The sequence below is a fragment of the Candidatus Rhodobacter oscarellae genome, from assembly GCF_001078595.1.
GTDB lineage: Bacteria > Pseudomonadota > Alphaproteobacteria > Rhodobacterales > Rhodobacteraceae > Rhodobacter_B > Rhodobacter_B oscarellae.
In genome coordinates this window covers 2,246,467-2,267,498 of the sequence record NZ_LFTY01000002.1, presented here as the reverse complement: position 1 = coordinate 2,267,498, position 21,032 = coordinate 2,246,467, and the positions used below count along the sequence as shown (strand labels likewise).

22 protein-coding genes are annotated in these 21,032 nt (G+C 66.1%); 9 read left to right on the top strand and 13 right to left on the bottom strand.

Annotated features, from left to right (window positions below; genetic code table 11):
- The first annotated feature begins 3 nt into the window (after positions 1 to 3).
- Positions 4 to 723 (top strand): haloacid dehalogenase type II, encoded by a 720-nt coding sequence (locus tag AIOL_RS15670; RefSeq protein ID WP_049643848.1) that lies wholly within the window; start codon positions 4 to 6, stop codon positions 721 to 723.
- A complete protein-coding gene (locus AIOL_RS15665) occupies positions 720 to 1,127 on the top strand; it encodes a VOC family protein (RefSeq protein ID WP_049643847.1) in 408 nt (135 codons plus the stop codon). Before AIOL_RS15670 ends, AIOL_RS15665 begins: the two co-directional genes overlap by 4 nt.
- 105 nt (positions 1,128 to 1,232) lie before the next feature.
- Here AIOL_RS15665 and AIOL_RS15660 read toward each other — a convergent pair whose 3' ends face one another.
- On the bottom strand, positions 1,233 to 1,742 hold the full coding sequence (locus AIOL_RS15660; protein ID WP_049643846.1) for a SixA phosphatase family protein: 510 nt from the start codon (positions 1,740 to 1,742) through the stop codon (positions 1,233 to 1,235).
- Positions 1,743 to 1,883: 141 nt separating this feature from the next.
- On the opposite strand from AIOL_RS15660, the gene AIOL_RS25960 reads away from it, so the two are divergent.
- The gene (locus AIOL_RS25960; protein WP_235439050.1) at positions 1,884 to 2,027 is read left to right on the top strand and encodes a hypothetical protein; all 144 of its coding nucleotides are present in this window, start codon (positions 1,884 to 1,886) and stop codon (positions 2,025 to 2,027) included.
- Positions 2,028 to 2,029: 2 nt separating this feature from the next.
- Here the strand turns inward: AIOL_RS25960 and AIOL_RS15655 are convergent, their stop codons facing one another.
- The 3 genes from AIOL_RS15655 to argB form a co-directional block, all read right to left on the bottom strand.
- Positions 2,030 to 2,863, bottom strand: a complete 834-nt coding sequence (locus tag AIOL_RS15655; protein ID WP_049643845.1) for a glycosyltransferase family A protein — start codon at positions 2,861 to 2,863, stop codon at positions 2,030 to 2,032.
- Between the two features lie 274 nt (positions 2,864 to 3,137).
- On the bottom strand, positions 3,138 to 3,815 hold the full coding sequence (locus AIOL_RS15650) for a hypothetical protein (protein WP_049643844.1): 678 nt from the start codon (positions 3,813 to 3,815) through the stop codon (positions 3,138 to 3,140).
- Positions 3,812 to 4,657, bottom strand: a complete 846-nt coding sequence (argB, locus tag AIOL_RS15645; RefSeq protein WP_049643843.1) for an acetylglutamate kinase — start codon at positions 4,655 to 4,657, stop codon at positions 3,812 to 3,814. Before argB ends, AIOL_RS15650 begins: the two co-directional genes overlap by 4 nt.
- A gap of 96 nt (positions 4,658 to 4,753) precedes the next feature.
- On the opposite strand from argB, the gene AIOL_RS15640 reads away from it, so the two are divergent.
- Entirely contained in the window at positions 4,754 to 5,488 is a 735-nt protein-coding gene (locus tag AIOL_RS15640) for an SDR family NAD(P)-dependent oxidoreductase (protein ID WP_049643842.1), read from the top strand.
- A gap of 33 nt (positions 5,489 to 5,521) precedes the next feature.
- Here the strand turns inward: AIOL_RS15640 and AIOL_RS15635 are convergent, their stop codons facing one another.
- Positions 5,522 to 5,971, bottom strand: a complete 450-nt coding sequence (locus AIOL_RS15635; protein ID WP_049645485.1) for an MmcB family DNA repair protein — start codon at positions 5,969 to 5,971, stop codon at positions 5,522 to 5,524.
- A gap of 89 nt (positions 5,972 to 6,060) precedes the next feature.
- Between AIOL_RS15635 and AIOL_RS15630 the strand changes: the two genes are divergently transcribed.
- A complete protein-coding gene (locus tag AIOL_RS15630) occupies positions 6,061 to 6,891 on the top strand; it encodes an aminoglycoside phosphotransferase family protein (RefSeq protein WP_049643841.1) in 831 nt (276 codons plus the stop codon).
- 25 nt (positions 6,892 to 6,916) lie between these two features.
- Here the strand turns inward: AIOL_RS15630 and AIOL_RS15625 are convergent, their stop codons facing one another.
- The 7 genes from AIOL_RS15625 to trpA all read right to left on the bottom strand — a co-directional run bounded on the left by AIOL_RS15625 (position 6,917) and on the right by trpA (position 15,068).
- Positions 6,917 to 7,789 (bottom strand): S-methyl-5'-thioadenosine phosphorylase, encoded by an 873-nt coding sequence (locus AIOL_RS15625; protein ID WP_049643840.1) that lies wholly within the window; start codon positions 7,787 to 7,789, stop codon positions 6,917 to 6,919.
- A gap of 124 nt (positions 7,790 to 7,913) precedes the next feature.
- Positions 7,914 to 9,062, bottom strand: coding sequence for a mannonate dehydratase (gene uxuA / locus AIOL_RS15620; RefSeq protein WP_049643839.1), 1,149 nt, complete (start codon positions 9,060 to 9,062; stop codon positions 7,914 to 7,916).
- A complete protein-coding gene (locus tag AIOL_RS15615) occupies positions 9,059 to 10,393 on the bottom strand; it encodes a mannitol dehydrogenase family protein (protein ID WP_049643838.1) in 1,335 nt (444 codons plus the stop codon). Before AIOL_RS15615 ends, uxuA begins: the two co-directional genes overlap by 4 nt.
- A 217-nt stretch (positions 10,394 to 10,610) precedes the next feature.
- Positions 10,611 to 12,017: a glucuronate isomerase gene (gene uxaC, locus AIOL_RS15610; protein ID WP_049643837.1), complete on the bottom strand. Its 1,407-nt coding sequence runs from the start codon at positions 12,015 to 12,017 to the stop codon at positions 10,611 to 10,613.
- Positions 12,018 to 12,101: 84 nt separating this feature from the next.
- Positions 12,102 to 12,986, bottom strand: coding sequence for a glycine reductase (locus AIOL_RS15605; RefSeq protein ID WP_049643836.1), 885 nt, complete (start codon positions 12,984 to 12,986; stop codon positions 12,102 to 12,104).
- On the bottom strand, positions 12,983 to 13,765 hold the full coding sequence (locus AIOL_RS15600) for a 2-keto-4-pentenoate hydratase (protein ID WP_049643835.1): 783 nt from the start codon (positions 13,763 to 13,765) through the stop codon (positions 12,983 to 12,985). Before AIOL_RS15600 ends, AIOL_RS15605 begins: the two co-directional genes overlap by 4 nt.
- Before the next feature lie 511 nt (positions 13,766 to 14,276).
- Positions 14,277 to 15,068, bottom strand: coding sequence for a tryptophan synthase subunit alpha (gene trpA / locus AIOL_RS15590; protein ID WP_049643833.1), 792 nt, complete (start codon positions 15,066 to 15,068; stop codon positions 14,277 to 14,279).
- 70 nt (positions 15,069 to 15,138) lie between these two features.
- Between trpA and AIOL_RS15585 the strand changes: the two genes are divergently transcribed.
- Positions 15,139 to 15,555 carry a GFA family protein gene (locus AIOL_RS15585; protein WP_049643832.1) on the top strand — a complete coding sequence of 139 codons (417 nt, stop codon included), beginning with the start codon at positions 15,139 to 15,141 and terminating at the stop codon, positions 15,553 to 15,555.
- A gap of 152 nt (positions 15,556 to 15,707) precedes the next feature.
- Complete coding sequence (gene ychF, locus AIOL_RS15580; protein WP_049643831.1) at positions 15,708 to 16,805, top strand: redox-regulated ATPase YchF; 1,098 nt, start codon at positions 15,708 to 15,710, stop codon at positions 16,803 to 16,805.
- An 83-nt stretch (positions 16,806 to 16,888) separates the two neighbouring features.
- Here the strand turns inward: ychF and AIOL_RS15575 are convergent, their stop codons facing one another.
- Entirely contained in the window at positions 16,889 to 17,398 is a 510-nt protein-coding gene (locus AIOL_RS15575; protein WP_152912551.1) for a hypothetical protein, read from the bottom strand.
- Between the two features lie 258 nt (positions 17,399 to 17,656).
- Between AIOL_RS15575 and ptsP the strand changes: the two genes are divergently transcribed.
- Together ptsP and AIOL_RS15565 are read left to right on the top strand one after the other, a co-directional pair.
- A complete protein-coding gene (gene ptsP, locus AIOL_RS15570; RefSeq protein ID WP_049645484.1) occupies positions 17,657 to 19,900 on the top strand; it encodes a phosphoenolpyruvate--protein phosphotransferase in 2,244 nt (747 codons plus the stop codon).
- Positions 19,901 to 20,218: 318 nt separating this feature from the next.
- Positions 20,219 to 21,031 (top strand): TIGR00282 family metallophosphoesterase, encoded by an 813-nt coding sequence (locus AIOL_RS15565; RefSeq protein ID WP_049643829.1) that lies wholly within the window; start codon positions 20,219 to 20,221, stop codon positions 21,029 to 21,031.
- Position 21,032: the final 1 nt, after the last annotated feature.

The window sequence follows — 21,032 nt, the reverse complement described above, 5'->3', positions numbered from 1 at the left end:
CCGATGAAACTAAGCGACTTCAAGGCTTTGACCTTCGATGTCTATGGCACGCTGATCGACTGGGAGAGCGGTATGGTCGCCGGGCTAAAGCCCCTGACCGACCGGGTCGCCGGGCTGAGCCGGGACCAAATCCTAGAGGCCCATGCCTATTACGAATCCACCACCCAGGCCGCCACGCCTGCCAAGCTCTACCGCGACCTCCTGCCGGTGGTTTACCGCCGCCTCGCCGAGGAATGGGGCGTCGAGGTCACCTGGGGCGAATGCGTGACCTACGGGCTGAGTGTGGGGCAATGGCCCGCCTTCCCCGACAGCGCCGAGGCGCTTGCCTATCTCAAGCAGCACTACCTGCTGGTGGTCCTGACCAACACGGACAGCGACAGCTTTGTCGGCTCGAACGCGCGGCTGGGGGTGCATTTCGACGGCGTCTACACCGCGGGCGATATCGGCAGCTACAAGCCCGCGCAGCGCAACTTCGACTACATGCTCGAGGCCCTGGCCCGGCGCGGCATCGGCAAGGGCGACATCCTGCATACCGCGGAATCGATGTTCCATGACCACGCCCCCGCAAACGCCAACGGGCTGGCGAATTGCTGGATCTATCGGCGCCATGACCAAGAGGGGTTTGGCGCGACGATGAACCCCGGCGAGATGCCGCGCTATGACTTTCGCTTCAACTCGATGGCGGAGATGGCCGAGGCGCACCGCGCGGAGGTGGCGCTATGAAGCTGCGTCTGCATCATGTGAACCTGGCGACCGAGGACGTGCCGCGCATGGACGCGTTCTATCGCGACGTGCTGGGGCTTGCGACCGAGACCGACGGCCTGCCGACGCTGGAGAAGGGCAAGGGCTATGCGGGCGACGTGGCCTTTGTCACGGATGGTGCGGTACAGATGCACCTGGCCGAGCGCGACGTGCAGGCCGGGTTCAAGACCGGGCAGATCGTGAACCCCGTGAGCCGCGGGCATATCGCCTACCGCACCGACGATCTGGCGGCCTTCAAGGCGCATCTGGACGCCCAGGGCGTGCCCTATTCGGACTGGGCGCATTCGGCGGTGCAGGGCTGGCACCAGATCTTTTTCTACGACCCTGATGGGAATGTGATCGAGGTGCATGAGGTCCGCGACTGATCGTGGAGGGGCTTGCGCGGTGCGGGCCGCTTGCGCGCCGGAGGAGCGCCCCAGGTGCTGTGCTGTGGTCTTCCCGGAACGGGAGCGTGCGCGCCGGTCTGGGTATTATTCCACGCCTAGATCCCGAGGCACGGTGAAGTCCGTCGCCCGGCCCTGGTCCCAATCCACCTCCGCCCAGCTTCGCAGCCCGAAATCCGCAACCAGCGTCGCCGCCGTCGGATAATCGGGAAACCGAGGATGCTGCGGCGGGCTACGCACAATCATCGCCGCAAATTGCGCGATGCCGGGGTTATGGCCCAGCATCAAAACCACCGGGTCGCTGGCATGGCGCAGCTGGTCCAAAAGCATCTGCGCGCCCGCGTGATAGAGCGCGTTGCTCCACAGCACCTTGGGGGCGGTCTCGAAAGCCCCCGACAGAAAGGCCCAGGTTTCGCGCGTGCGCTGGCTGTCGGACGAGATAACCTGGCCGGGCTCATAGCCGCGATCGGCCAACCACTCGCCTACCGCTATGGCGCTGCGCCGCCCGCGCCCATTCAGAGGCCGCGCGTGATCGTCCAGCCCCGGCTGGTCCCAAGAGGACTTGGCATGGCGGATAAGGATCAGGCGCAGGGTCATTTTCTTGGCCTCATTGCTACGCTATGTCGGGGCTCTGTCATGTCACGCCGAGATGCGCGAACAGAACCCGAAACGGCTCGACTGGTGCGTTCTCACCAATCCACCCAAACGTCGGGACATGATAGCGTGCCTGACCGAAATTTGAAGACCACCGCCGCGCGGGCCTATATTCGTCCCAAGGTCAATGTGCATATCGATTTCCCACGGCACAAAGATCACCTGCTGGCCTCCAAATTCATTGCGGCCAAAAATTTGGCTGGGCGGCGCAAGATTAATGGGTCCTGACCCTAGCTCCAGATCCCATACCTCTCTCGCAGGTGTTCAACACAATGCGTTTCCGCGTCAGGCCTTCGAATCCCTGAAATCGTCGCAGCAAAAAGCGCGTCGTTCATATAGCAATCGGTGTTTTGAGGCTCGTTTAACCCCGTGGCAATCCAGATTGGAATGCCGCGCGCTGCCAACATGCCCGACAGCCAAAAATCATCGACCGTCCAACAAATTTCGGGGATTTCATAAGCGGTATCATCAAAAAACTCCGGCCGAACAAGCACTCCGCCAAAGCCCATAAAGATATCGATATAGCCCGGGCGGCGGAACACTTGCCGGCGGGGCCGATCCGGCGGATTCCGGTACTTTCGGCGCTGCAGCCACCACGCGTAGCGCGCCATGTACCATGGGTCGTGTTCCCATGGGCGTTTTGCCGCGCGGGGCTGCATCGCGCGCGCCATATTGGCTTCAGCGATCAACGACGCCTCGCATCCCAATGCGGCAATGCAGGCGTCTGGGTGCTCCTGTTGCGCGTCGGTCAGACGTTCCGCCCAGCGGGGGTGATAAATCCGGTCATCATCACAAAACAACAGATTTGCGCTCGTGCCGCGAAGCGTGCGCGCGGCTGGAAGGACTTTGGTTGCTGGCCCCAGATCCTCGTCGGGTCTTATGATCTCTATCCCCCGTGGCACTTTAGGCAAACGTCCGTCGTAATCGGGAAATCGGCGATAATGCTTGGGAATATGCAGCTGTATATGGTCGGGCCGCCGCGACTGAGCCAAAAGACTGTCCAGGGTTGGCCCGATCTGATCAAAGCGCGAGGGAATTGTGGTCAGCGAGATAACAAGCACCAATCGCGCTCCTCAGAATGATTGCCCTGTGATGCTGAACTTCATAACCGAATTGTCCCGCATCGCAAACAAAAGCACCCCGGCAAAGACCGCCAGCACGGTCCTCAACAGAAACGCATTTGGGTCTGCCTTTTGATGGGCGGTTCAGCTTCACATTCCGCCGCGGGCTCGGGAACGAAGCCGGGGCGGTTCTCATGCCAGGCGGTGCCGGTTTTCGGCGGGGCGCGTCCCCATTTGCAAGAGGCAACATTTGGCGGGCTTTGGCTCAGCGCGGGCCTTAGCGAGGTTTGCTTTTTGCGGGCATGGAGTGAAACGACCGCATATGGAACGCGGATTGCGCCTCTTGCCGGGCGTGGTTCTGCGACACCGGGCAGGCCCGGCGGGCGGCGCATCCGCGCGACATGCAATCGGCGCCCGCGGCGGTGTCCAGAAATCCGTGGCAGGCCGCGAGATCATAGCCGGTCTGGGCCGAAAGCGCATCCACCGGGCAGGCGTTTAGGCAAGGCTGGGTGGCGCAGGTCACGCAGGGCTTCCCTGGTCGCGCTGGGAGGCTGATCTTGGCCCGCATGGCTAACGCCCCGCGATAGGAGACCATCATGCCCGCAGTGTCATGCACCAGAGGTCCCGCGGGCGACTGCCACGCGCGGCCCGAGCGCATCGCCCAGCTTATGAAGGGCTGATAGGGCGGGCCGCCGAAGGGAAAGAGCGGCTCTGCGTCCAACTCCTCCGCCAGCGCGGTGATCACCCGCGTTGACCAGCGGTCGAGCGGATGCGCGGAACCGTCCTGGTATTCGGGGCTGTCCGTGAAGGCCGCCCAAAAGCCCGGCTCCCGCGGGCCGAGAAGAACCAACGTGCGGCGCCCCTGCGGGGCGCGATCCTCAGGGGTCGGATGAAACGCCCCAAACACATCGAGCTGCGCGCGATGCGCGGCGGCGGTTACCTCGCCGATGCTCATGCCTTGATCAGAGTGCCCGCCCCATGCTCGGTCAAGAGTTCCAAGAGGCAGGCATTGGGCGCGCGCCCGTCCAGGATCACCACGGCGCGCACGCCGTTCTCCATCGCATGCAGCGCGGTTTCGGTCTTGGGGATCATACCGCCCGCGATGACGCCCTCGGCGGTGAGCTTGCGGGCCTCGTCGGGGGTGATCTCGGACAGCACCTCGCCGTCGGCGTCCTTCACGCCGGAGACATCCGTCAGCAGAAGCAGCCGGTCCGCGTTCAGCGCCGCGGCGATGGCCCCGGCGGCGGTGTCGCCGTTGACGTTGAAGGTCTCGCCCTCCCGGCCCGCGCCGATGGGCGCGATCACCGGGATCGTGCCCGCAGCGGCCAGCGAGTGCAGGAAGTCGGGGTTCATCTCTACCGGGGTGCCCACGAAGCCCAGGTCGGGGTTGGTCTGCTCGCAAACCATAAGCCCCGCGTCCTTGCCCGAGATCCCAACCGCGCGCCCGCCCTCGGCATTGATCGCCTGCACGATGCGCTTGTTGACCCGGCCCGACAGCACCATCTCGACGACCTCAACCGTGGCCGCGTCCGTCACGCGCTTGCCGCCCACGAACTCGGACTGGATGTCCAGCCGCGCCAGCATCTCGTTGATCATCGGCCCGCCGCCATGCACCACCACCGGGTTGATGCCGACATGCTTCATCAGCACGATGTCGCGGGCAAAGCTTGCCATCTCGGCGTCGTCGCCCATCGCGTTGCCGCCGAACTTGATCACCACGGTCGCGCCGTCATAGCGCTGCAGATAGGGCAGGGCCTTGGAGAGCGTGCGGGCAGAGGCGAGCCAGTCTTCGTTCATCGGTCTACTTTCGGATTGGTGAACCTGCGGGCTGCTGTTAGACCTATCCTGCGGCCAAGCCAAGCGCCAGGCGCGCCAAATCCCAGAGGTGTTGCGATGACTGCTCTCCAAAAGACCCTTCTGCTAACCGGCGCCAGCCGCGGCATCGGCCACGCCACGGTGAAGAAATTCTCGAGCGAGGGCTGGCGCGTGCTGACCTGCTCGCGACAGCCCTTTGACGCGCGCTGCCCCTGGCCCGGCGGGGCGGAGAACCACGTCCAGCTCGACCTGGGCGACCCCGCCGACACGATCAATGCGGTGGGGCGCATCCAAGAGATGTGCGGCGGGCGGCTGGACGCGCTGGTCAACAACGCCGGCATCTCGCCCAAGGGCCCGAATGGCGAGCGCCTGAGCACGCTGGACACCGATCTGATGGATTGGGGCAAGGTCTTTCACGTGAACTTCTTTTCCAGCGTGGTGCTGGCCCGCGGCCTGAAGGACGAGCTTGCCGCCGCCAAGGGCGCCGTGGTCAACGTGACCTCCATCGCGGGCGTCCGCGTGCACCCGTTCGCGGGGGCGGCCTATGCCACGTCCAAGGCCGCGCTTGCGGCGCTGACGCGCGAGATGGCGCATGACTTTGGACCCCTTGGCGTGCGGGTAAACGCCATCGCCCCTGGCGAGGTGGAGACCGCGATCCTCAGCCCCGGCACCGACAAGATAGTCGAGAAGCTGCCGCTGCAACGCCTTGGCCAACCCTCCGAGGTGGCGGACGCGATCTATTTTCTTTGCTCGGACGCGGCGTCCTACATCTCCGGCGCAGAGATCGAGGTGAATGGCGCGCAGCACGTTTAAGCGCACGCCCAGCATCTTCTGGCTTGCGTTTGGCTAGACCCGCGCGCCGGGGTCGCGCACGGCGTGCCATCGCAGCGCCGCATGGCGCGCAAACTTCGCCACCATCACCTTGCGCCGGGCCGGGGCCAGCTTGTCCTCGGGCGCCATGCGCAGGATCTCTGCGTCATACTGGTCGGCCATGATAAGCCCGGTGCCATCCGGCAGTAGCTCTGTCGGGAAGTCCTGGTCTACCGCCCAAAAGTAACGGTCGCACCATTCCAGATAGCCCTGCCACTTGTGGTCGGACTGAAAATCGGCGCGGCTCGATTTGCACTCGATGATCCAGATCTCGCCCTTGGGGCCCAGCCCCATGACGTCGACGCGAAGACCGCCGGTGGGCACCAGTTCCTCCACGGTCACGAAGTCATGGCTCAGAAGGTGCCGGCACACGCCGCGCGCCAGCAATTGGCCTGGTTTCATCTCGGGGGTCAGATCATCGGGCATCGCGTTCATGACCATGAACAATTCGTGAACAAAAGGCAAGCCCCGCCTGCGCCATGGTGCGCTGCGCCCATGTTTGCTACGGCTAGCCAATGACGCAATTCTTGCAATCCACCCTGGCCGCTTGGTCCTTGAAGGACCCGCAAGAGGTCGCTCAAACGCCGCGCGGCGTGGTCTACCGCGTCACGCGGCCCGACGGGAGCCCCGCGGCGCTCAAACTCGCCAATCAAGAGATCGACACCGGCGAGGCCAATGCGCCGGACTGGCTGCGTTGGCACGATGGGCAGGGCGCGGTGCGGTTGCTGGCCGAGGCTCCGGGCGCCCTTTTGCTGGAATGGTTTGAGGGCCCGCCGCTGTCAAAGCTCTGCCACGAGGGTCGGGACGCCGAGGCTAGCGCGATCCTTGCCGACTGCGCGAGGCGGCTCTGGGCGAATCAGAACGAATTTACGGGCCAAGCGCAGCCGCTGGCCGCGTATGTGAATGGCCTGCTGAGCGCCGCGCCCGCCGCGTTTGCCAAGGATATCCGGCGCGATATCGAGGCCGCGCAAGCGCTTTGTCGCGCGCTCTTGGACACGAGCCCAACGCCGCGCATCCTGCATGGCGATCTGCATCACGACAACATAGCGCTGTCCGCGCGCGGCTGGCTTGCGTTCGACCCCAAGGTCGTTCGCGGCGATCCGCATTTTGAGTTCGCCAATTGCCTGCGCAACCCGATCGGTACGCCGCTTCTGCGCGATCCAGAGCGCCCGGTCCGAATGGCCGAAATCATCGCGACCCGCTGCGGGCTCGACGCGGAACGGCTTCTGGCGTGGGGTTTCGTGCAATGCGCGCTGTCGCTGACCTGGGCCAGCCTGCCCAGCGGCGTATCGGAAGAGGGCCATCGGCTGCTGCGGTTGTTCAGGCCATTTGCGCAGCGGCAGTGATGGCCCAGAACTGCTCCCGCAGGCCCTAAAGCAACCGACCCGCGACAGCATCCAATTTCGCCATCAAAGCGGGATCGCGCTTCTCCGGCGCGGTCATGATGGCGAACTCAAGCGCCTTGTCGCAGCCATGCGGGCAGTCCCCGCGCCTTGCGCCCAAGAGCCCTGGCAAGCGCTTGACCAGCCCGCGCGCGTTCTCGGCGTTCCCTGTCAGGGTCTTGATGATCTCGGTCACATCGACCTCGCCGTGGTCGGGATGCCAGCTATCATAGTCGGTGATCATGGCGACGGAGGCGTAGCAAAGCTCTGCCTCGCGGGCCAGTTTCGCCTCGGGCATGTTGGTCATGCCGATCACGTCGCAGCCCCAGACCTCGCGGTACATCTTCGATTCCGCCAGCGACGAGAATTGCGGGCCCTCCATGGCCAGATACGTCCCGCCGTCATGCACGTTGACGCCCTGGGCGCGCGCGGCCTCCACGCAGGCCGCCCCGAGCCGTGGGCAGGTGGGATGCGCCACGCTGACATGCGCCACGCAGCCGGTGCCGAAAAAGGACTTCTCGCGGGCAAATGTGCGGTCGATGAACTGGTCCACCACGACGAAATCGCCTGGCGCCATCTCCTCGCGGAAGCTGCCACAGGCCGACACGCTGATCACATCCGTCACGCCGATCCGTTTCAAAGCGTCTATGTTGGCGCGGTAGGGCACCGTGGTGGGTGAATGCACATGCCCGCGCCCGTGCCGCGGCAGGAAGGCCATCTTGACGCCCGCCAGCGTGCCCACCAGGATCTGGTCCGAAGGCGCCCCCCAGGGGCTTGCCACGTCGCGCCACTCCGCGCCCTCTAGCCCCTCGATGTCATACACACCCGACCCGCCGATTACGCCGATCATCGTCTCTGCCATGGTAAGCTCCGTCCTGAGGTTGTGCCTTGCCCGCATAGCTATGCCCAAGAATATCCGGGCGCGCCAGGGGCGTTGCGTTGGCTGCGGAGTCTAACCGATGCGCCCCGGGTGTTGCGGCGCGGTCCTACCCCGCGCTGTGGCCGAGCCCCGCGAGCACCCCGCGCAGCTCTGCCAGACCGCGCATCCGCCCGATCAGCGGGTAGCCCGGATGGGTGCCGCGGCCCAGATCGCTCAGCAGCTCGTGGCCGTGATCCGGCCGGAACGGGATATCCAGGTCCTGCAACACCGCCAGCACCGCCGGGATGTCGGTGTTCCCCGCCAGATGCGCGGCCTCTTGGAAGGACCCGTCGGGGTCGCGCGCCACGTTGCGGATATGCGTGAAGGCGATCCGGTCGCGGAACCGCTGTGCGATGGCGGGCAGGTCGTTGCGCGGGTTCGCGCCTAGCGCGCCGGTACACAGCGTCAGCCCATTGGCGGGGCTGTCCACACAGCCCAGAAGATAGGCGATATCGGCCTCGCTAGACACGATGCGCGGCAGTCCCAGGATCGGCCAGGGCGGGTCGTCGGGATGGGTGCAGAGCCGCACGCCAAGCTCCTCAGCCGTGGGTACGACCTCCTCTAGGAAGCGTTTCAACGAGGCGCGCAGGTCGTCCGCGGTGAACCCCTCCCAGGGCCGCAGGGCGGCGCGCAGGCTGCCCACATCATAGCGCGCATAGGCGCCGGGCAGGCCGGCCATGATCGCGTGCAGCAGCCGGTCGCGCTCGGCCTGATCCGCGGCGCTTGCCCAGGCCTCGGCGCGGGCCAGCACCTGGGGCGTGTAATCCGCCTGAGCCCCCGCGCGTTGCAGCATATGCACGTCGAAGGCGGCCATCTCGACCATCTCGAAGCGCAGCGCGGTGCCGCCGCCAGCCACCGGCGCGTCCAGCGTGGTGCGGGTCCAATCCAGGAGCGGCATGAAGTTGTAGCAGACGGTCTTGACGCCCTCGGCGGCCAGGTTGGCCAGGGACTGACGGTAATTTGCGAAGAGCGCGTCCAGGTTGCCCACGCCGCGCTTGATGTCCTCGTGCACCGGCAGGCTCTCGACCACCAGCCAGTCCATACCGCCAGGGGCGGAGCGGATGGCGTCCCGCCGGGCCGCGATAGCCTCGCGTGGCCAGGTCTCGCCATAGGGGATCTCGTGCAGCGCGGTGACGATGCCCGTGGCGCCGGTCTGCGCCACCTCCTCTAGCGAGATCTTGTCCAGGGGGCCGAACCAGCGCCAGCTTTCGATCATATCAGGTCCTCGATTGCGGCGCGCGCGCCGTGGGTGACGATCGTGTCGTAGGCGGTTGCAACCGCCGCGCGGAATCGGGCGTCCCCGGCCAGGGCAGGCTCAAAGACCGCCTCTATCGTCAGCAGGTTCGCGACCGGGTCCCCGGTATGGGCCGCGCGCAGCGCCGCCGCCATAGGATCGCGGACATCAATGTCCGCCCCTGCCTCATCCACCCCGCCGACATAGCGCATCCAGCCCGCCACCACGAGGGCGAGCCCGGCGATGGGCCGCCCCGCGGCGAGGTTATCCGCGATCGTGCCCAGGATCCGCTGCGGCAGCTTCTGCGAGCCATCCATGGCGATCTGCCAGGTGCGGTGCCGGATCGCGGGGTTCTGGTAGCGCCCAAGCAGCGCGGCGGTATAGGCGGGCAGGTCTTCGCCCTCAGGGGGGTCCAGGGAGGGCAGGATCTCTTCGTCCCAAAGATACCGGCAGAGCCCGGCATAGACCGGATCGGCCACGGCGTCCGAGATCGCCTCGTGCCCGCCCAGATAGCCCAGATAGGCCAGCGCGGAATGGGTGCCGTTCAGGCAGCGCAGCTTCATCGCCTCATGGGCGCCGACCGAGCGCACGAATTGCGCGCCGCCAGCCTCCCAGGCCGGGCGCGGGCCCGCGAAATTGTCCTCGATCACCCATTGCCGGAAGGGCTCATGCAGCACCAGCGCCTCGTCGCGGTAGCCCAGCTGCGCCTCCAAGCGGTCGAGATCCGCTTGCGTGGTGGCGGGGGTGATCCGGTCGACCATGCAGGACGGGAAGCGGATGTTGTCCGCGACCCATTGCGCGAAGGTCTCGTCCAAGCGCCGCGCCAGGGCCAGGCAGGCCGCCTTGGTCGCCGCGCCGTTATCCGGCAAGTTGTCACAGGACAGGATGGTGATTGGGCGGCGGCCCAGGCGCCAGCGCTCCCCTAGCGCGGTGACCAAGAGCCCGATTGCGGTCCGCGGCCAATCATCATCGGACAGGTCGGGCACACGATAGCCCTTCTCGGTGATGGTCAGCGTCACGATCTTGGTTTCCGGCGCGACAAGCGCCTGTTGGACGGCATGCGGATCCTCGGGCGCGACCAGCACGTCCTGGATCACCTCGATCACCCGGGCCTCTTCGCCCTCGGGGCCCATTGTGACCGAGGTGTAGGCCCCGCCCTGGGGGCCAAGCTGGTCACGGGCGCGCGGGCTTTGCAGGCTGACCGCCGTGATGCCCCAGTCACCGCCGTGCGCCGCGACGGCGTCCGCGGTGTAGGGCGCGACGAAGGCGCGAAAAAAAGCGCCGGGACCAAGATGCACGATGCCAGGTGCCATGGGGGGCGTGCGGCGGGTGAGGCGGGTCACGGGGCGATCTCCGGAACGGCGCGATAGGCGATTCTGGTCGAATTTAAGGAAATCTTCGGCCGAATCGCGGAACAATCGCCCCGGGTGGGCGACGCGTCGCGACCGGGCGCTCGCGCAAATTCCTTCCAAGGAATTTGCAAATCTCTTGGAAGAGATTTGGTCCGCCCAGAATAACCCGCCCATTCCCTCACAGCCGATACGCCTCCTTTGCCAGGCGGTAGCTCAGGTCATGGGCCAGCTCCTCCGCCTCCGCCTGCCGCAGGCGCCCCGTGGCCACCAGCCCCGCCAGATAGGCGCAGTCGCTGCGCCGCGCCACGTCATGGCGCGCGGGGATCGAGCAGAACGCCCGCGTGTCGTCATTGAAGCCCACGGTGTTGTAGAAGCCGCAGGTCTCGGTCGTGGCCTCGCGGAACCGCTTGATGCCCTCGTAGCTGTCGAAGAACCACCAGGGCGGGCCGAGCTTCAGCGCCGGGTAGGCTCCGGCCAAGGGCGCCAGCTCGCGGCCATAGGCGGTCTCGTCCAGCGTGAAGAGGATCACGCGCAGCCCCGGCTCCATCCCCACAGCGTCCAGCATTGGCTTCAGCGCGCCCACATAGTCGGTGCGCCCGGGGATGTCGAAGCCCTTGTCGCGCCCATAGGCGTCAAAGACGGGCGCCGAATGGTTGCGGCGGCTGCCGGGGTGGATCTGCATCACCAGCCCGTCATCCAGGCTCATCCGCGCCATCTCGGTCAGCATCTGTCCGCGAAAAAGGTCGGCCTCATCTGGGGTTGCCTCGCCTTTGAGTGCTTTATTGAACAAGCGTTCAGCGTCCTGCGTGTTCAGGTCCGCCGTGTGCGCGATGGGGTGGCCGTGGTCGCTGGCCGTGGCGCCATGGGCGATGAAATGCGCCCGCCGGGCGCGGTGCGCGGCCAGGTAGCCCGCCCAGGTCTGGGTATCCTCGCCTGTCATCTCTCCCAGGCGGGTCACGTTGGCGGTAAATCCGTCTTGTTCGGGGTCCACCACCGCGTCCGGGCGATAGGTCGGCACCACGCGCCCGGTCCAGCCGCTCTCGGCCACCGCCTTGTGATGCGCCAGGTCATCAAGCGCACCATCGGTGGTCGCGATCACCTCGATATTGAAGCGCTCATAAAGCGCGCGCGGCAGGAATTCCGGCTCGGCCAGCTTGGCGTCGATATGGTCGTAATAGGCCTCCGCTGTGGCAGCGGTCAGCAGCGTGTCCAGGCCAAACACATGCTCAAAGCTATGGTCCAGCCACATCGCCGAAGGCGTGCCCCGGAAGAGGTGAAAATTCTGCGCAAAGCGGTGCCAGATCGCGCGCGGATCTGTGTCCGAGCGGCTGCCATCGGCGCGCGGCACACCCAGCTCGTCCAGGGTGATCCCCTGACTGACAAGCATGCGAAAAACGTAGTGATCGGGCACCACGAAGAGCTCGGCGGGGTTCGGAAAGCGCGTGTTCCGGGCGTACCAGCTGGGGTCGGTATGGCCATGCGGGCTTATGATCGGCAGGTCCTGGACGCTTTCGTAGAGCCCGCGCGCGAGGTCGCGCAGGCGCGGCTCTGGCGGGAACAGGCGATCTGGGTCGGTCAGGGGCATGGGCGTTTCTCCGCAGCGCTGCGAGAGACATCTAAAGGTCAAACGGCTCGGATGAAAAGCACGCGGCGCTGGGAAGGGTGCAAGTTATTTCACAGCGGAGGCGTTGCCGCGTAGCGCCTTGGCCTGCGCTTTGCCCTGGTCGAAGGCGGCGCGCCGCGCCGCGATCTCCTCTGGACTCAGCCGGGCGGGGTTCGAATAGTCCTCGCGCCAGTCCGGCGGCCCGGGCCAGCGCAGCGGCGAGACCCAGGTGGTGCGCGGCGCCTCCGCTTCGACCAAAAGCCTTAGCGCCAGTCGCATCGTCTTTAGCTGGCTGTCGGGGTCGCCGGGCCGCCCTGCCGCGTTGCCCAACGGGAAGTCCGAGAACAAAAACCGCGGCGCGCCTGCATGCTCTACGATATCGCGCGCGCAGCCCATGATGACCGTGGCGATCCCGGCGCTCTCGAGCGCGCGTGCGGCAAAGCACACCGACTGGTGGCAGACCGGGCAGTTCGGCACCAGGATCGCGGCGTCAACGCCGCCGCCTGTCATGAGATCACAAAGCACCTCGGCATCGGCCTGGCTCTGCCGATGCGAGCGGTTCGTTGGTAGGCCGTAGACCAGCGGCGCGGCATTGCTGTGCTCCGACCGCAGGGCCCGCAGCGGCAGCCAGGTGCCGGGATCCTCGGCGCTTGTGTGGTCGCGGTCGATGGCCACGTGGCTGATGCGCAGGTCCGGGATTGGCTCCGCCGCCACCGCGTAGACCTCGTAGAACTTGGCCTGCGCGTTATAGGCCGCTCCCGGTCCTTGATTCCCCGCGCCCGGTTTGAACGGGGCGGCGGTAGTGACCACCGCGATCCTGGCCTCGGCGAGCGGCTTTCCCAACCGCGCGAAGGGCACGTCCCGGAAATGCGCCCAGTCGTATGGCGCGCCGTAGCCCAGGGCTTGGTAATAGGCGCGGGTGCGGTCGATATAGGCAATCGGTGCGCTCATTGCGCGACATGGATGGTCGCGCCTGGCAGGTCGATGCCCGCCAGTTCTGTCTGCCAGGTCTCTCCCGGCGCCACAGGGCCCGCGTCGGTCAGCGTGCCGGTGGTGACGATCTCGCCCGGCGCAATGGGCGTGGCACCGGGCTGGTTGGCGAGCTCGCCCATTAGGAAGCGCACGGCGTGCAGCGGCCCGTCGAGCACGTCTGTGGCGTGGCCATGCAGCGTGCCGCGCGGCCCATGCAGGGTCATCGAGAACCGCTCCAGCGTGCCCGGATCGGCAGGCATGGACCGCGGCGGCCCGTACCAGAAGCACCCGTGCAGGGACTGCGCCGCGGTGCAGTCGGGCAAGGAGAACGTCCAATTGGGGAAGGGCGAGGTGACGATCTCAAACCCGTGCGCAATCCATTCCACGCAGCCCGCGATCTCGGCCACGGTCATGCCGGGCGCGGGGCTTGCGGAAAAGCAAAAGGCGATCTCGGGCTCGATGCGCGGCTCGGCCAGCTTGGGGAGCGTCACCACACCGTCCGCGGGCAGCGCCGCCACGGTGGTGTCATACATCGGTGCCCACATCGGCGCGTCGACGTTATAGAGCTCCCAGATGGAGCGGTTGGTGAAGCCGATCTTGCGGCCCACGATGCGCTCGCCGCGCGCCTGCCGCCGCGCTGAAATCTGGGCGACGATGGTGTTGGCCTGCGCGAGGTCTACGCCATACGCCTGCGCGAATGGGGGCAACTGCCCGCCGCTGTCATATGCCTCTAGCAGGTCGGTGGCGTGGTCTGTCATTGGTCTCTCCCTTGTGGCCCAGATGAGCAGCCCGGATCGGAAATTGCAATCCGATGCGGCTTTTGGGCGAGGCCTTCAGTGGCAAGGGCTGGGAACGAGGCGCTTTCAATGTTGCGGTGCGCGCAGGGCTTTGGGTCGACGGATTACGCCTGGGTTTGGTGCAGGAGCATGTCGGATTGTGGCCTGGAGTGGTCGTTGCCAACATGCGCAACGCCTCAGCGACGATTGCCGACACCAGATGAAACGGGGCTCACATAGAGCGACCGCCCGAGCTTGCCTCGGGCTGCGGCCGACCTCCCCCAGGAGGCCGCATTTGCAACCGCGCATCTAGTTGAAACGTTTCGATTTCCAGAGATGATGTGATTGATTGGCCTGATGCGCAAGCGACCTCCAGGTCGGTCGCAGCCCAAGTTGCGCGAGCGTCACCGTAGAGGCCCCAGGTCAAGCCCGGGGCGGGTTTCTAATGATCACACCAGCCCAGAACCAACGAGCGTTTGGTCTCCCGGCGGGCTCAGGCCCGATGCGCCCCATCCGCAAGCGATTTCACGAAGGCCAGCACATCAGCGGGGCTCTCGCCCGCGCCGATCTTCTCGACGATGGCCGAGCCCACGACCGCCCCGTCAGCGACCCTCGCAATGGCCTCTGACCGCTCCGGCGTCTTGATCCCGAAGCCCACGATCACCGGCAGGTCGGTGGCGGCCTTGATCCGCGCCACCTCGGGGCCCACGTCCCCGGCCTCGGCATTCGCCGCGCCGGTGATCCCGGTGATCGAGACGTAATAGACGAACCCGGACGTGTTCTGCAGCACCTTGGGCAGGCGCTTGTCATCGGTGGTGGGCGTGGCCAGGCGGATGAAGTTCAGCCCGGCGGCCTGCGCGGGAATGCAGAGCTCGTCATCCTCCTCCGGCGGCAGGTCCACCACGATCAGCCCGTCGATGCCCGCGGCCTTGGCGTCGGCCAGGAACTGCTCGACCCCGCGGGAATAGATCGGGTTGTAGTAGCCCATCAGCACGATGGGCGTGGTGTCGTCGCCCTTGCGGAACTCGGCGGCCATATCCAGGGTCTTTTGCAAGGTCATGCCCGCCTCGAGCGCGCGCTGCCCGGCCAGCTGGATCGTCGGGCCATCCGCCATCGGGTCGGTGAAGGGCAGGCCAAGCTCGATGATGTCCACGCCCGCCGCGGGCAGGCCTTTGACCACCTCCAGGGCGGTGTCATAGTCCGGGTCGCCCGCCATGACATAAGACACAAAGGCCTTTTTGCCGTTGTCCTTCAGTCGCGAGAATGTATCGTCAATGCGTGTCATGGGCCCTCCTATCGTGGCAATCCCATGGGCCATATGGCGCGCGAGTTCAAGCCAAAGAGAGGGCGGGGCGATGTTAAAGGGGACATGCCTGTGCGGACAGGTCGGCTGGCGCTATGACGGCGCGCCCGATCAGGCGACGGTTTGCAATTGCGGGGCCTGCCGGCGCTATGGCGCGATCTGGATCTACGGCAACCTGGGCGAGCAGGTCTTCATCGACGGCGAAACGCGCGGCTATGTCCGAACCGACGCGGGTGGCGATCTGGCCTTCCACACCTGTCCGACATGCGGCGTGCCGCATTCCTGGCAGCCCGCCGAACTGCCCGCGGAGGGCGGATACCGCCTGGCGGTCAACCTGCGTCTGGCCGAGCAAGAGGAGGTGGCCCAAATTCCACTGCGCCGCTTTGACGGGCGTGACAGCTGGTCGAGCCTGCCGGATGAGAACCGCTGCGTGGCGGACATCTGGCACGGGGCGGTTCCACGCGGCTAAGCGCTTTTCTGGAGACTCACCATCCAACTGACCCGGATCTTGTCGCGGTGAGCGCCGCGAACGCTCCGTAACAGCACCGCCAGACCATCGCACGGCTTGCGCCCTGCGCCCGCAGCCCCTAGAAGCGCGCCGACACTCTGGAGACACGCATCATGGGCTTTAAGACCGGCATCGTTGGGCTGCCGAATGTGGGCAAGTCGACGCTTTTCAACGCGCTGACACGCACGGCGGCGGCGCAGGCGGCGAACTTCCCCTTCTGCACGATCGAGCCCAATGTGGGCGAGGTCGCCGTGCCGGACGCCCGGCTGGACAAGCTGGCGGGGATCAACGCCTCCAAGCAGGTGGTCCCGGCGCGCATGACCTTTGTGGACATCGCGGGCCTGGTGAAGGGCGCCAGCAAGGGCGAGGGGCTGGGCAACCAGTTCCTGGCCAACATCCGCGAGGTGGATGCCATCGCCCATGTGCTGCGCTGCTTTGAGGACGGCGACGTGACCCATGTGGAGGGCCGCGTGGACCCGGTGGCGGATGCCGAGACCATCGAGACCGAGCTGATGCTGGCGGATCTGGAGAGCATCGAGAAGCGCCTGCAGAACATCGTCCGCAAAGTGCGCGGCGGCGACAAAGAGGCGGTGCTGCAGGAGCGGCTGCTCAAGGCCGCCGTTGAAGCTTTGGAGAACGGCCAGCCCGCGCGCAATGTCGAGGTCGCCGACGACGATATGAAGGCCTGGAACGGTCTGCAGCTTTTGACCACCAAGCCCGTGCTCTATGTCTGCAACGTGGCCGAGGACGAGGCCGCCGAAGGCAACGCGCATTCCGCCGCCGTGGCCGAGATGGCCGCCGCCCAGGGCGCCGCATCGGTGGTGATCTCCGCCAAGATCGAGGAAGAGATCAGCCAGCTCGACGCCGACGAGGCCGAGATGTTCCTGGAAGAGATGGGCCTAGAGGAGGCCGGCTTGGATCGGCTGATCCGCGCCGGGTACGAGCTCCTGCAGCTGCAGACCTATTTCACCGCCGGCCCCAAAGAGGCACGCGCCTGGACGATCCGCGCGGGCACGCTGGCACCCCAGGCCGCAGGCGTGATCCATGGCGATTTCGAGCGCGGGTTTATCCGCGCCGAGACCATCGCCTATGACGACTACATCGCGCTGAACGGCGAGCAGGGCGCCAAGGATGCGGGCAAGATGCGCGCCGAGGGCAAGACTTACTTGGTCAAGGACGGCGACGTTCTGAACTTCCTCTTTAACGCATAACGCTCATCCGCCTTCCGAGCGGGGGACCGGCTCTGGGCGTCTTCGCGGCGAGGACGCCCGTTAGGGCGGATCGAGCGGCCCGGTTAATCCTGCGCCAGCTCGAAATCAACGACATCCGCCCAGGCGCGATAGGCGCCGATCACTCCCATCTGCCGGGCGATAAGGTACTCGCCCGCCGTGGTGACCGGGTGCGTTTTGGAGGCCTCGCCCGCTGTGCCGCCCAGCGGCACTTTGAGCTGCGTCCGGCGCGTCCGGGTGGTGCCGAACATCCGATCCATGTTGATGGAGATGACCGTGGCCTTGAACGCGGTCATCCGGTCCAGGTAGTCGGCGGCATGGCGCGCCTCATACGGGCTGGTGTCCAGCTGGTGGTACAGGCTGCGATAGGCCTGCGCGCAGCTTTCCGCCAGCAGGACCTCTAGTGTCGCCGAGGGGCTGCGCGGTTGGAACCTGGCGCGGTTCGCAAAATGCGAGCAGGTCTTGGCATGGATGCGGGATGCGGCGGTTTCCGGCAAGTCGGTCGCGGCCAGCGAGGCCGCCGGCAGCGCCCAAAGCGCGATCAAAACTGCTGCTCGTACAATATTCGGGAGCATTTAATCCTCCTTCTCAAAGTATTGTCGTAAAATTGTCATAAAAGTCTTAACACACAAAATTAATTCGGTGCCTCGGCGGTGTTTTTTGCCTGCACTGCTGCGGATTTGTGCTAAAACCGCTGCTTTGCGCGCCGAAATGGGGCTGCGCGGGGCGGTTGCCGTGGCGAAACAAGACCTCATTAGATGAGATTAGGGCATTCCTTACCCGCGGCGCATGTGATCTAACATGGCGGACGCAAGGGTCTGGGGATGCTGTACATGACCGAGCGACAGGAAAGCGACAGCCGCAAGCTTTTGGGCCGTTTGCGGGACACGCTGGCCGAGGAAGGCCCGGCGCAGGCGCGGCTTGACCATATTACCAGCCTGATCGCCGAGAGCATGAGCACGGATGTGTGCTCGATCTATCTGTTCCGGGACGCCGAGACGCTGGAGCTTTGCGCCACGGAGGGCCTGAACCCGGAATCGGTGCACCAAACGCGGATGCGCTTGGGCGAGGGGCTGGTCGGCCGCGTCGCCAAGACCGCCCGCCCGGTGAACACCGAGGACGCGCCCTCGACCAAGGGCTTCCGCTACATGCCGGAGACCGGCGAGGAGATCTTTAGCGCCTTCCTGGGGCTGCCGATCCAGCGCCTGGGCGAGCGTCTGGGCGTGTTGGTCGTGCAGTCCAAGGACAAGCGGCAATATTCCGACGACGAGGTCTACGCGTTAGAGGTCGTGGCCATGGTGCTGGCCGAGATGGCCGAGCTGGGCGCCTTCGTGGGCGAAGGCGGTACCCTGTCGGCGCCGCACCAGCGCGCCGAGCTGTTCCGCGGCACCATGGGCCAGGAGGGCACCGCAGAGGGCCATGTCTGGCTGCACGAGCCGCGCGTTGTGGTCACCAACCCGGTCGCCGACGACCCGGTGGCCGAGGCCGAGCGCCTGACCGAGGCCGTGGACCAGCTGCGCTATGGCGTGGACCGCATGCTCAGCCGGGTGCGCCCGGCGGATACCGACCAGCGCGATGTGATCGAGGCCTACCGGATGTTCGCCAACTCCCGCAGCTGGATGAAGCGGATGCAGGGCAGCATCGCCAGCGGGCTCTCGGCCGAGGCCGCGGTCGAGAAGGAACAAACCGCGGCGCGCACGCGCCTGGAATCGGTGCCCGACGCATATCTGCGCGAGCGGCTGCATGACCTGGATGATCTGTCGAATCGGCTGCTGCGCATCCTCAGCGGCCAGGGCAACGAGACCGGGGCCGAGATGCCCGTCGACCCGATCCTGGTGGCCAAGAATATCGGCCCGGGTGAGCTCTTGGATTATGGCCGCAAGCTGAAGGGGATTGTGCTGGACGAGGGCTCGGTGGGCAGCCACGCCGCCATTGTCGCCCGCGCGCTGGCGATCCCGCTGGTGGTGCATGCCGAGGGGATCTCGACCGAGGCGCTGAATGGCGATCACATCCTGGTGGATGGCGAGCAGGGCGTGGTGCATCTGCGCGCCGACGAGAACGTCGTAACGGCATTCCGCGACAAGATGGCGATGCAGGCGCAGGCGCAGCTGCGCTATGCCGGGCTGCGCGGGCAGCTGGCGGAGACACTGGATGGCAGCGTCGTGGCGATGCATATGAACGCTGGGCTGATGGCGGACCTGCCGTCGCTGAAAAGCTCGGGCGCCGAGGGCGTGGGCCTGTTCCGGACCGAATTGCAGTTCCTGGTCCGTAACCAGATGCCGAAGCGCTCCGAGCTGAAGGCGATCTACGAGCGCGTGCTGGACGCCGCCGATGGCCGGCGCGTGCAGTTCCGCACGCTGGACATCGGGTCCGACAAGGTGCTGCCCTATATGAAGCCCAATGACGAGCCGAACCCGGCGATGGGCTGGCGCGCGATCCGGGTGGGTCTTGATAAGCCGGGCGTGATGCGCATGCAGCTGCAGGCGTTGATCCGGGCCGCGAACGGGCGCCCGCTGACGGTGATGTTCCCCTTTGTGGCGCAGCTGGACGAGTTCACCGAAGGCCGCGACCAGGTGCTGCGCGAGATCGACCGCGAGGCGGCGCTGGGCCATGTGCTGCCCGAGCGCGTCGAGATCGGCGCCATGCTCGAGACGCCCTCGCTGGCCTTCGCGCCCTGGAAATTCTTCGAGCTGGCGGATTTCATCTCGATCGGCGGCAATGACCTCAAGCAGTTCTTCTTTGCCGCCGACCGCGAGAACGAGCGGGTGCGGCGGCGCTACGACACGCTGAATGTAAGTTTCTTGACGCTGATCGAGCGCATCGTGGCCCGCTGCGACGCAACCAACACCCCGGTCAGCTTCTGCGGCGAGGATGCCGGGCGGCCGCTAGAGGCGATGTGCTTTGCCGCCATGGGGCTGCGCGCGCTGTCGATGCGCCCGGCCTCTATTGGGCCGGTCAAGCACCTGCTGCGCCGGGTGAATCTGATCGACGCCCGCGCCGCCATCGAGACCGCCCGCGAGGCGGGGGAGATGTCGGTGCGCCCGGCGGTGGTGGAGTATCTCAAGGGGCTGGCCTAAGGACGGTATTGGCTTGGAGCTGACTTTGAGCCTAAAGCGCAGCGGCCTGACAACGCTTGCCGACACCAGACGCGACGGAACCCACGCAGAGGAACCGCCCGAGCTTGCCTCGGGCAGCGGCCGACCTCCCCCAGGAGGCCGCTTTTGCCACGTCGCAACCCATTGGAACGCAGGCGTTCTAAGAAATCTCTCGCAACACAGACCTGTCGCGCAGGCGACCTCCAGGTCGGCCGCCGCCCGGGTTGCGCCCCGGCAATTGCGCACCGCAACTTGATTTGACTTGCCCGTATGCTCGCAACCGCCTAAGCCCCTGCGCTTATGAGAATTCTGTTCCTGGGCGATGTGGTGGGCCGGTCCGGCCGCGAGGCGATCCGTTCCCGTCTGAAGGGGCTGCGCGAGGATTGGCGGCTGGATTTTGTCGTGGTGAACGGCGAGAACGCCACCAATGGCGCGGGGCTCTCGGCGGCGCATGCCAAGATCCTGCTGGAGGCGGGCGCCGATGTGCTGACCTTGGGCGACCACGCCTTTGACCAGCGCGACATGCTGCAGTTCATCGAGACCGAGCCGCGCGTGATCCGCCCGCTGAACTTCGCCAAGGGCGCGCCGGGGCAGGGCGCAAGGGTGTTCGAGGCCACCCGCGGGCGCAAGGTGCTTGTGACGCAGGTGCTGGGCCAGGTCTTCATGAAGCGGCCCTTTGACGATCCCTTCTCGGCGGTGGAGCCGATCCTCAAAAAGCACCCGTTGGGCGGGCAAGTGGCGGCCTCGCTGGTGGATGTCCATTGCGAGGCGACGTCCGAGAAGATGGCCATGGGGCATTGGTGCGATGGCAAGGCCAGCGTGGCGGTCGGCACGCATACCCACGTGCCCACCGCCGACGCGATGGTGCTGCCCGGCGGCACGGCCTACCAGTCGGATGCGGGCATGTGCTGCGACTTCAACTCGGTGATCGGCATGGACAAAGCCGAGCCGATGCGGCGGTTCATCACCGGCATGTCCGGCGGGCGCTTCACCCCGGCGGAGGGCGAGGCGACGCTGAGCGGGCTCTACGTGGAGACCGACGACAAGAGCGGCAAGGCCACCCGGGCGGTGGCTGTGCGGGTCGGTGGCCGCCTCGCCGAGGCGGCGCCCTAGG

What these genes read in the sequence shown, in the direction of transcription:
- AIOL_RS15670 (WP_049643848.1), top strand. Translation starts at nt 4, where the DNA reads ATGAAACTAAGCGACTTCAAGGCTTTGACCTTCGATGTCTATGGCACG.
- AIOL_RS15665 (WP_049643847.1), top strand. Translation starts at nt 720, where the DNA reads ATGAAGCTGCGTCTGCATCATGTGAACCTGGCGACCGAGGACGTGCCG.
- AIOL_RS15660 (WP_049643846.1), bottom strand. Translation starts at nt 1,742, where the DNA reads ATGACCCTGCGCCTGATCCTTATCCGCCATGCCAAGTCCTCTTGGGAC.
- AIOL_RS15650 (WP_049643844.1), bottom strand. Translation starts at nt 3,815, where the DNA reads ATGAGCATCGGCGAGGTAACCGCCGCCGCGCATCGCGCGCAGCTCGAT.
- argB (WP_049643843.1), bottom strand. Translation starts at nt 4,657, where the DNA reads ATGAACGAAGACTGGCTCGCCTCTGCCCGCACGCTCTCCAAGGCCCTG.
- AIOL_RS15640 (WP_049643842.1), top strand. Translation starts at nt 4,754, where the DNA reads ATGACTGCTCTCCAAAAGACCCTTCTGCTAACCGGCGCCAGCCGCGGC.
- AIOL_RS15635 (WP_049645485.1), bottom strand. Translation starts at nt 5,971, where the DNA reads ATGCCCGATGATCTGACCCCCGAGATGAAACCAGGCCAATTGCTGGCG.
- AIOL_RS15630 (WP_049643841.1), top strand. Translation starts at nt 6,061, where the DNA reads ATGACGCAATTCTTGCAATCCACCCTGGCCGCTTGGTCCTTGAAGGAC.
- AIOL_RS15625 (WP_049643840.1), bottom strand. Translation starts at nt 7,789, where the DNA reads ATGGCAGAGACGATGATCGGCGTAATCGGCGGGTCGGGTGTGTATGAC.
- uxuA (WP_049643839.1), bottom strand. Translation starts at nt 9,062, where the DNA reads ATGATCGAAAGCTGGCGCTGGTTCGGCCCCCTGGACAAGATCTCGCTA.
- AIOL_RS15615 (WP_049643838.1), bottom strand. Translation starts at nt 10,393, where the DNA reads ATGGCACCTGGCATCGTGCATCTTGGTCCCGGCGCTTTTTTTCGCGCC.
- uxaC (WP_049643837.1), bottom strand. Translation starts at nt 12,017, where the DNA reads ATGCCCCTGACCGACCCAGATCGCCTGTTCCCGCCAGAGCCGCGCCTG.
- AIOL_RS15605 (WP_049643836.1), bottom strand. Translation starts at nt 12,986, where the DNA reads ATGAGCGCACCGATTGCCTATATCGACCGCACCCGCGCCTATTACCAA.
- AIOL_RS15600 (WP_049643835.1), bottom strand. Translation starts at nt 13,765, where the DNA reads ATGACAGACCACGCCACCGACCTGCTAGAGGCATATGACAGCGGCGGG.
- trpA (WP_049643833.1), bottom strand. Translation starts at nt 15,068, where the DNA reads ATGACACGCATTGACGATACATTCTCGCGACTGAAGGACAACGGCAAA.
- AIOL_RS15585 (WP_049643832.1), top strand. Translation starts at nt 15,139, where the DNA reads ATGTTAAAGGGGACATGCCTGTGCGGACAGGTCGGCTGGCGCTATGAC.
- ychF (WP_049643831.1), top strand. Translation starts at nt 15,708, where the DNA reads ATGGGCTTTAAGACCGGCATCGTTGGGCTGCCGAATGTGGGCAAGTCG.
- AIOL_RS15575 (WP_152912551.1), bottom strand. Translation starts at nt 17,398, where the DNA reads ATGCTCCCGAATATTGTACGAGCAGCAGTTTTGATCGCGCTTTGGGCG.
- ptsP (WP_049645484.1), top strand. Translation starts at nt 17,657, where the DNA reads ATGACCGAGCGACAGGAAAGCGACAGCCGCAAGCTTTTGGGCCGTTTG.
- AIOL_RS15565 (WP_049643829.1), top strand. Translation starts at nt 20,219, where the DNA reads ATGAGAATTCTGTTCCTGGGCGATGTGGTGGGCCGGTCCGGCCGCGAG.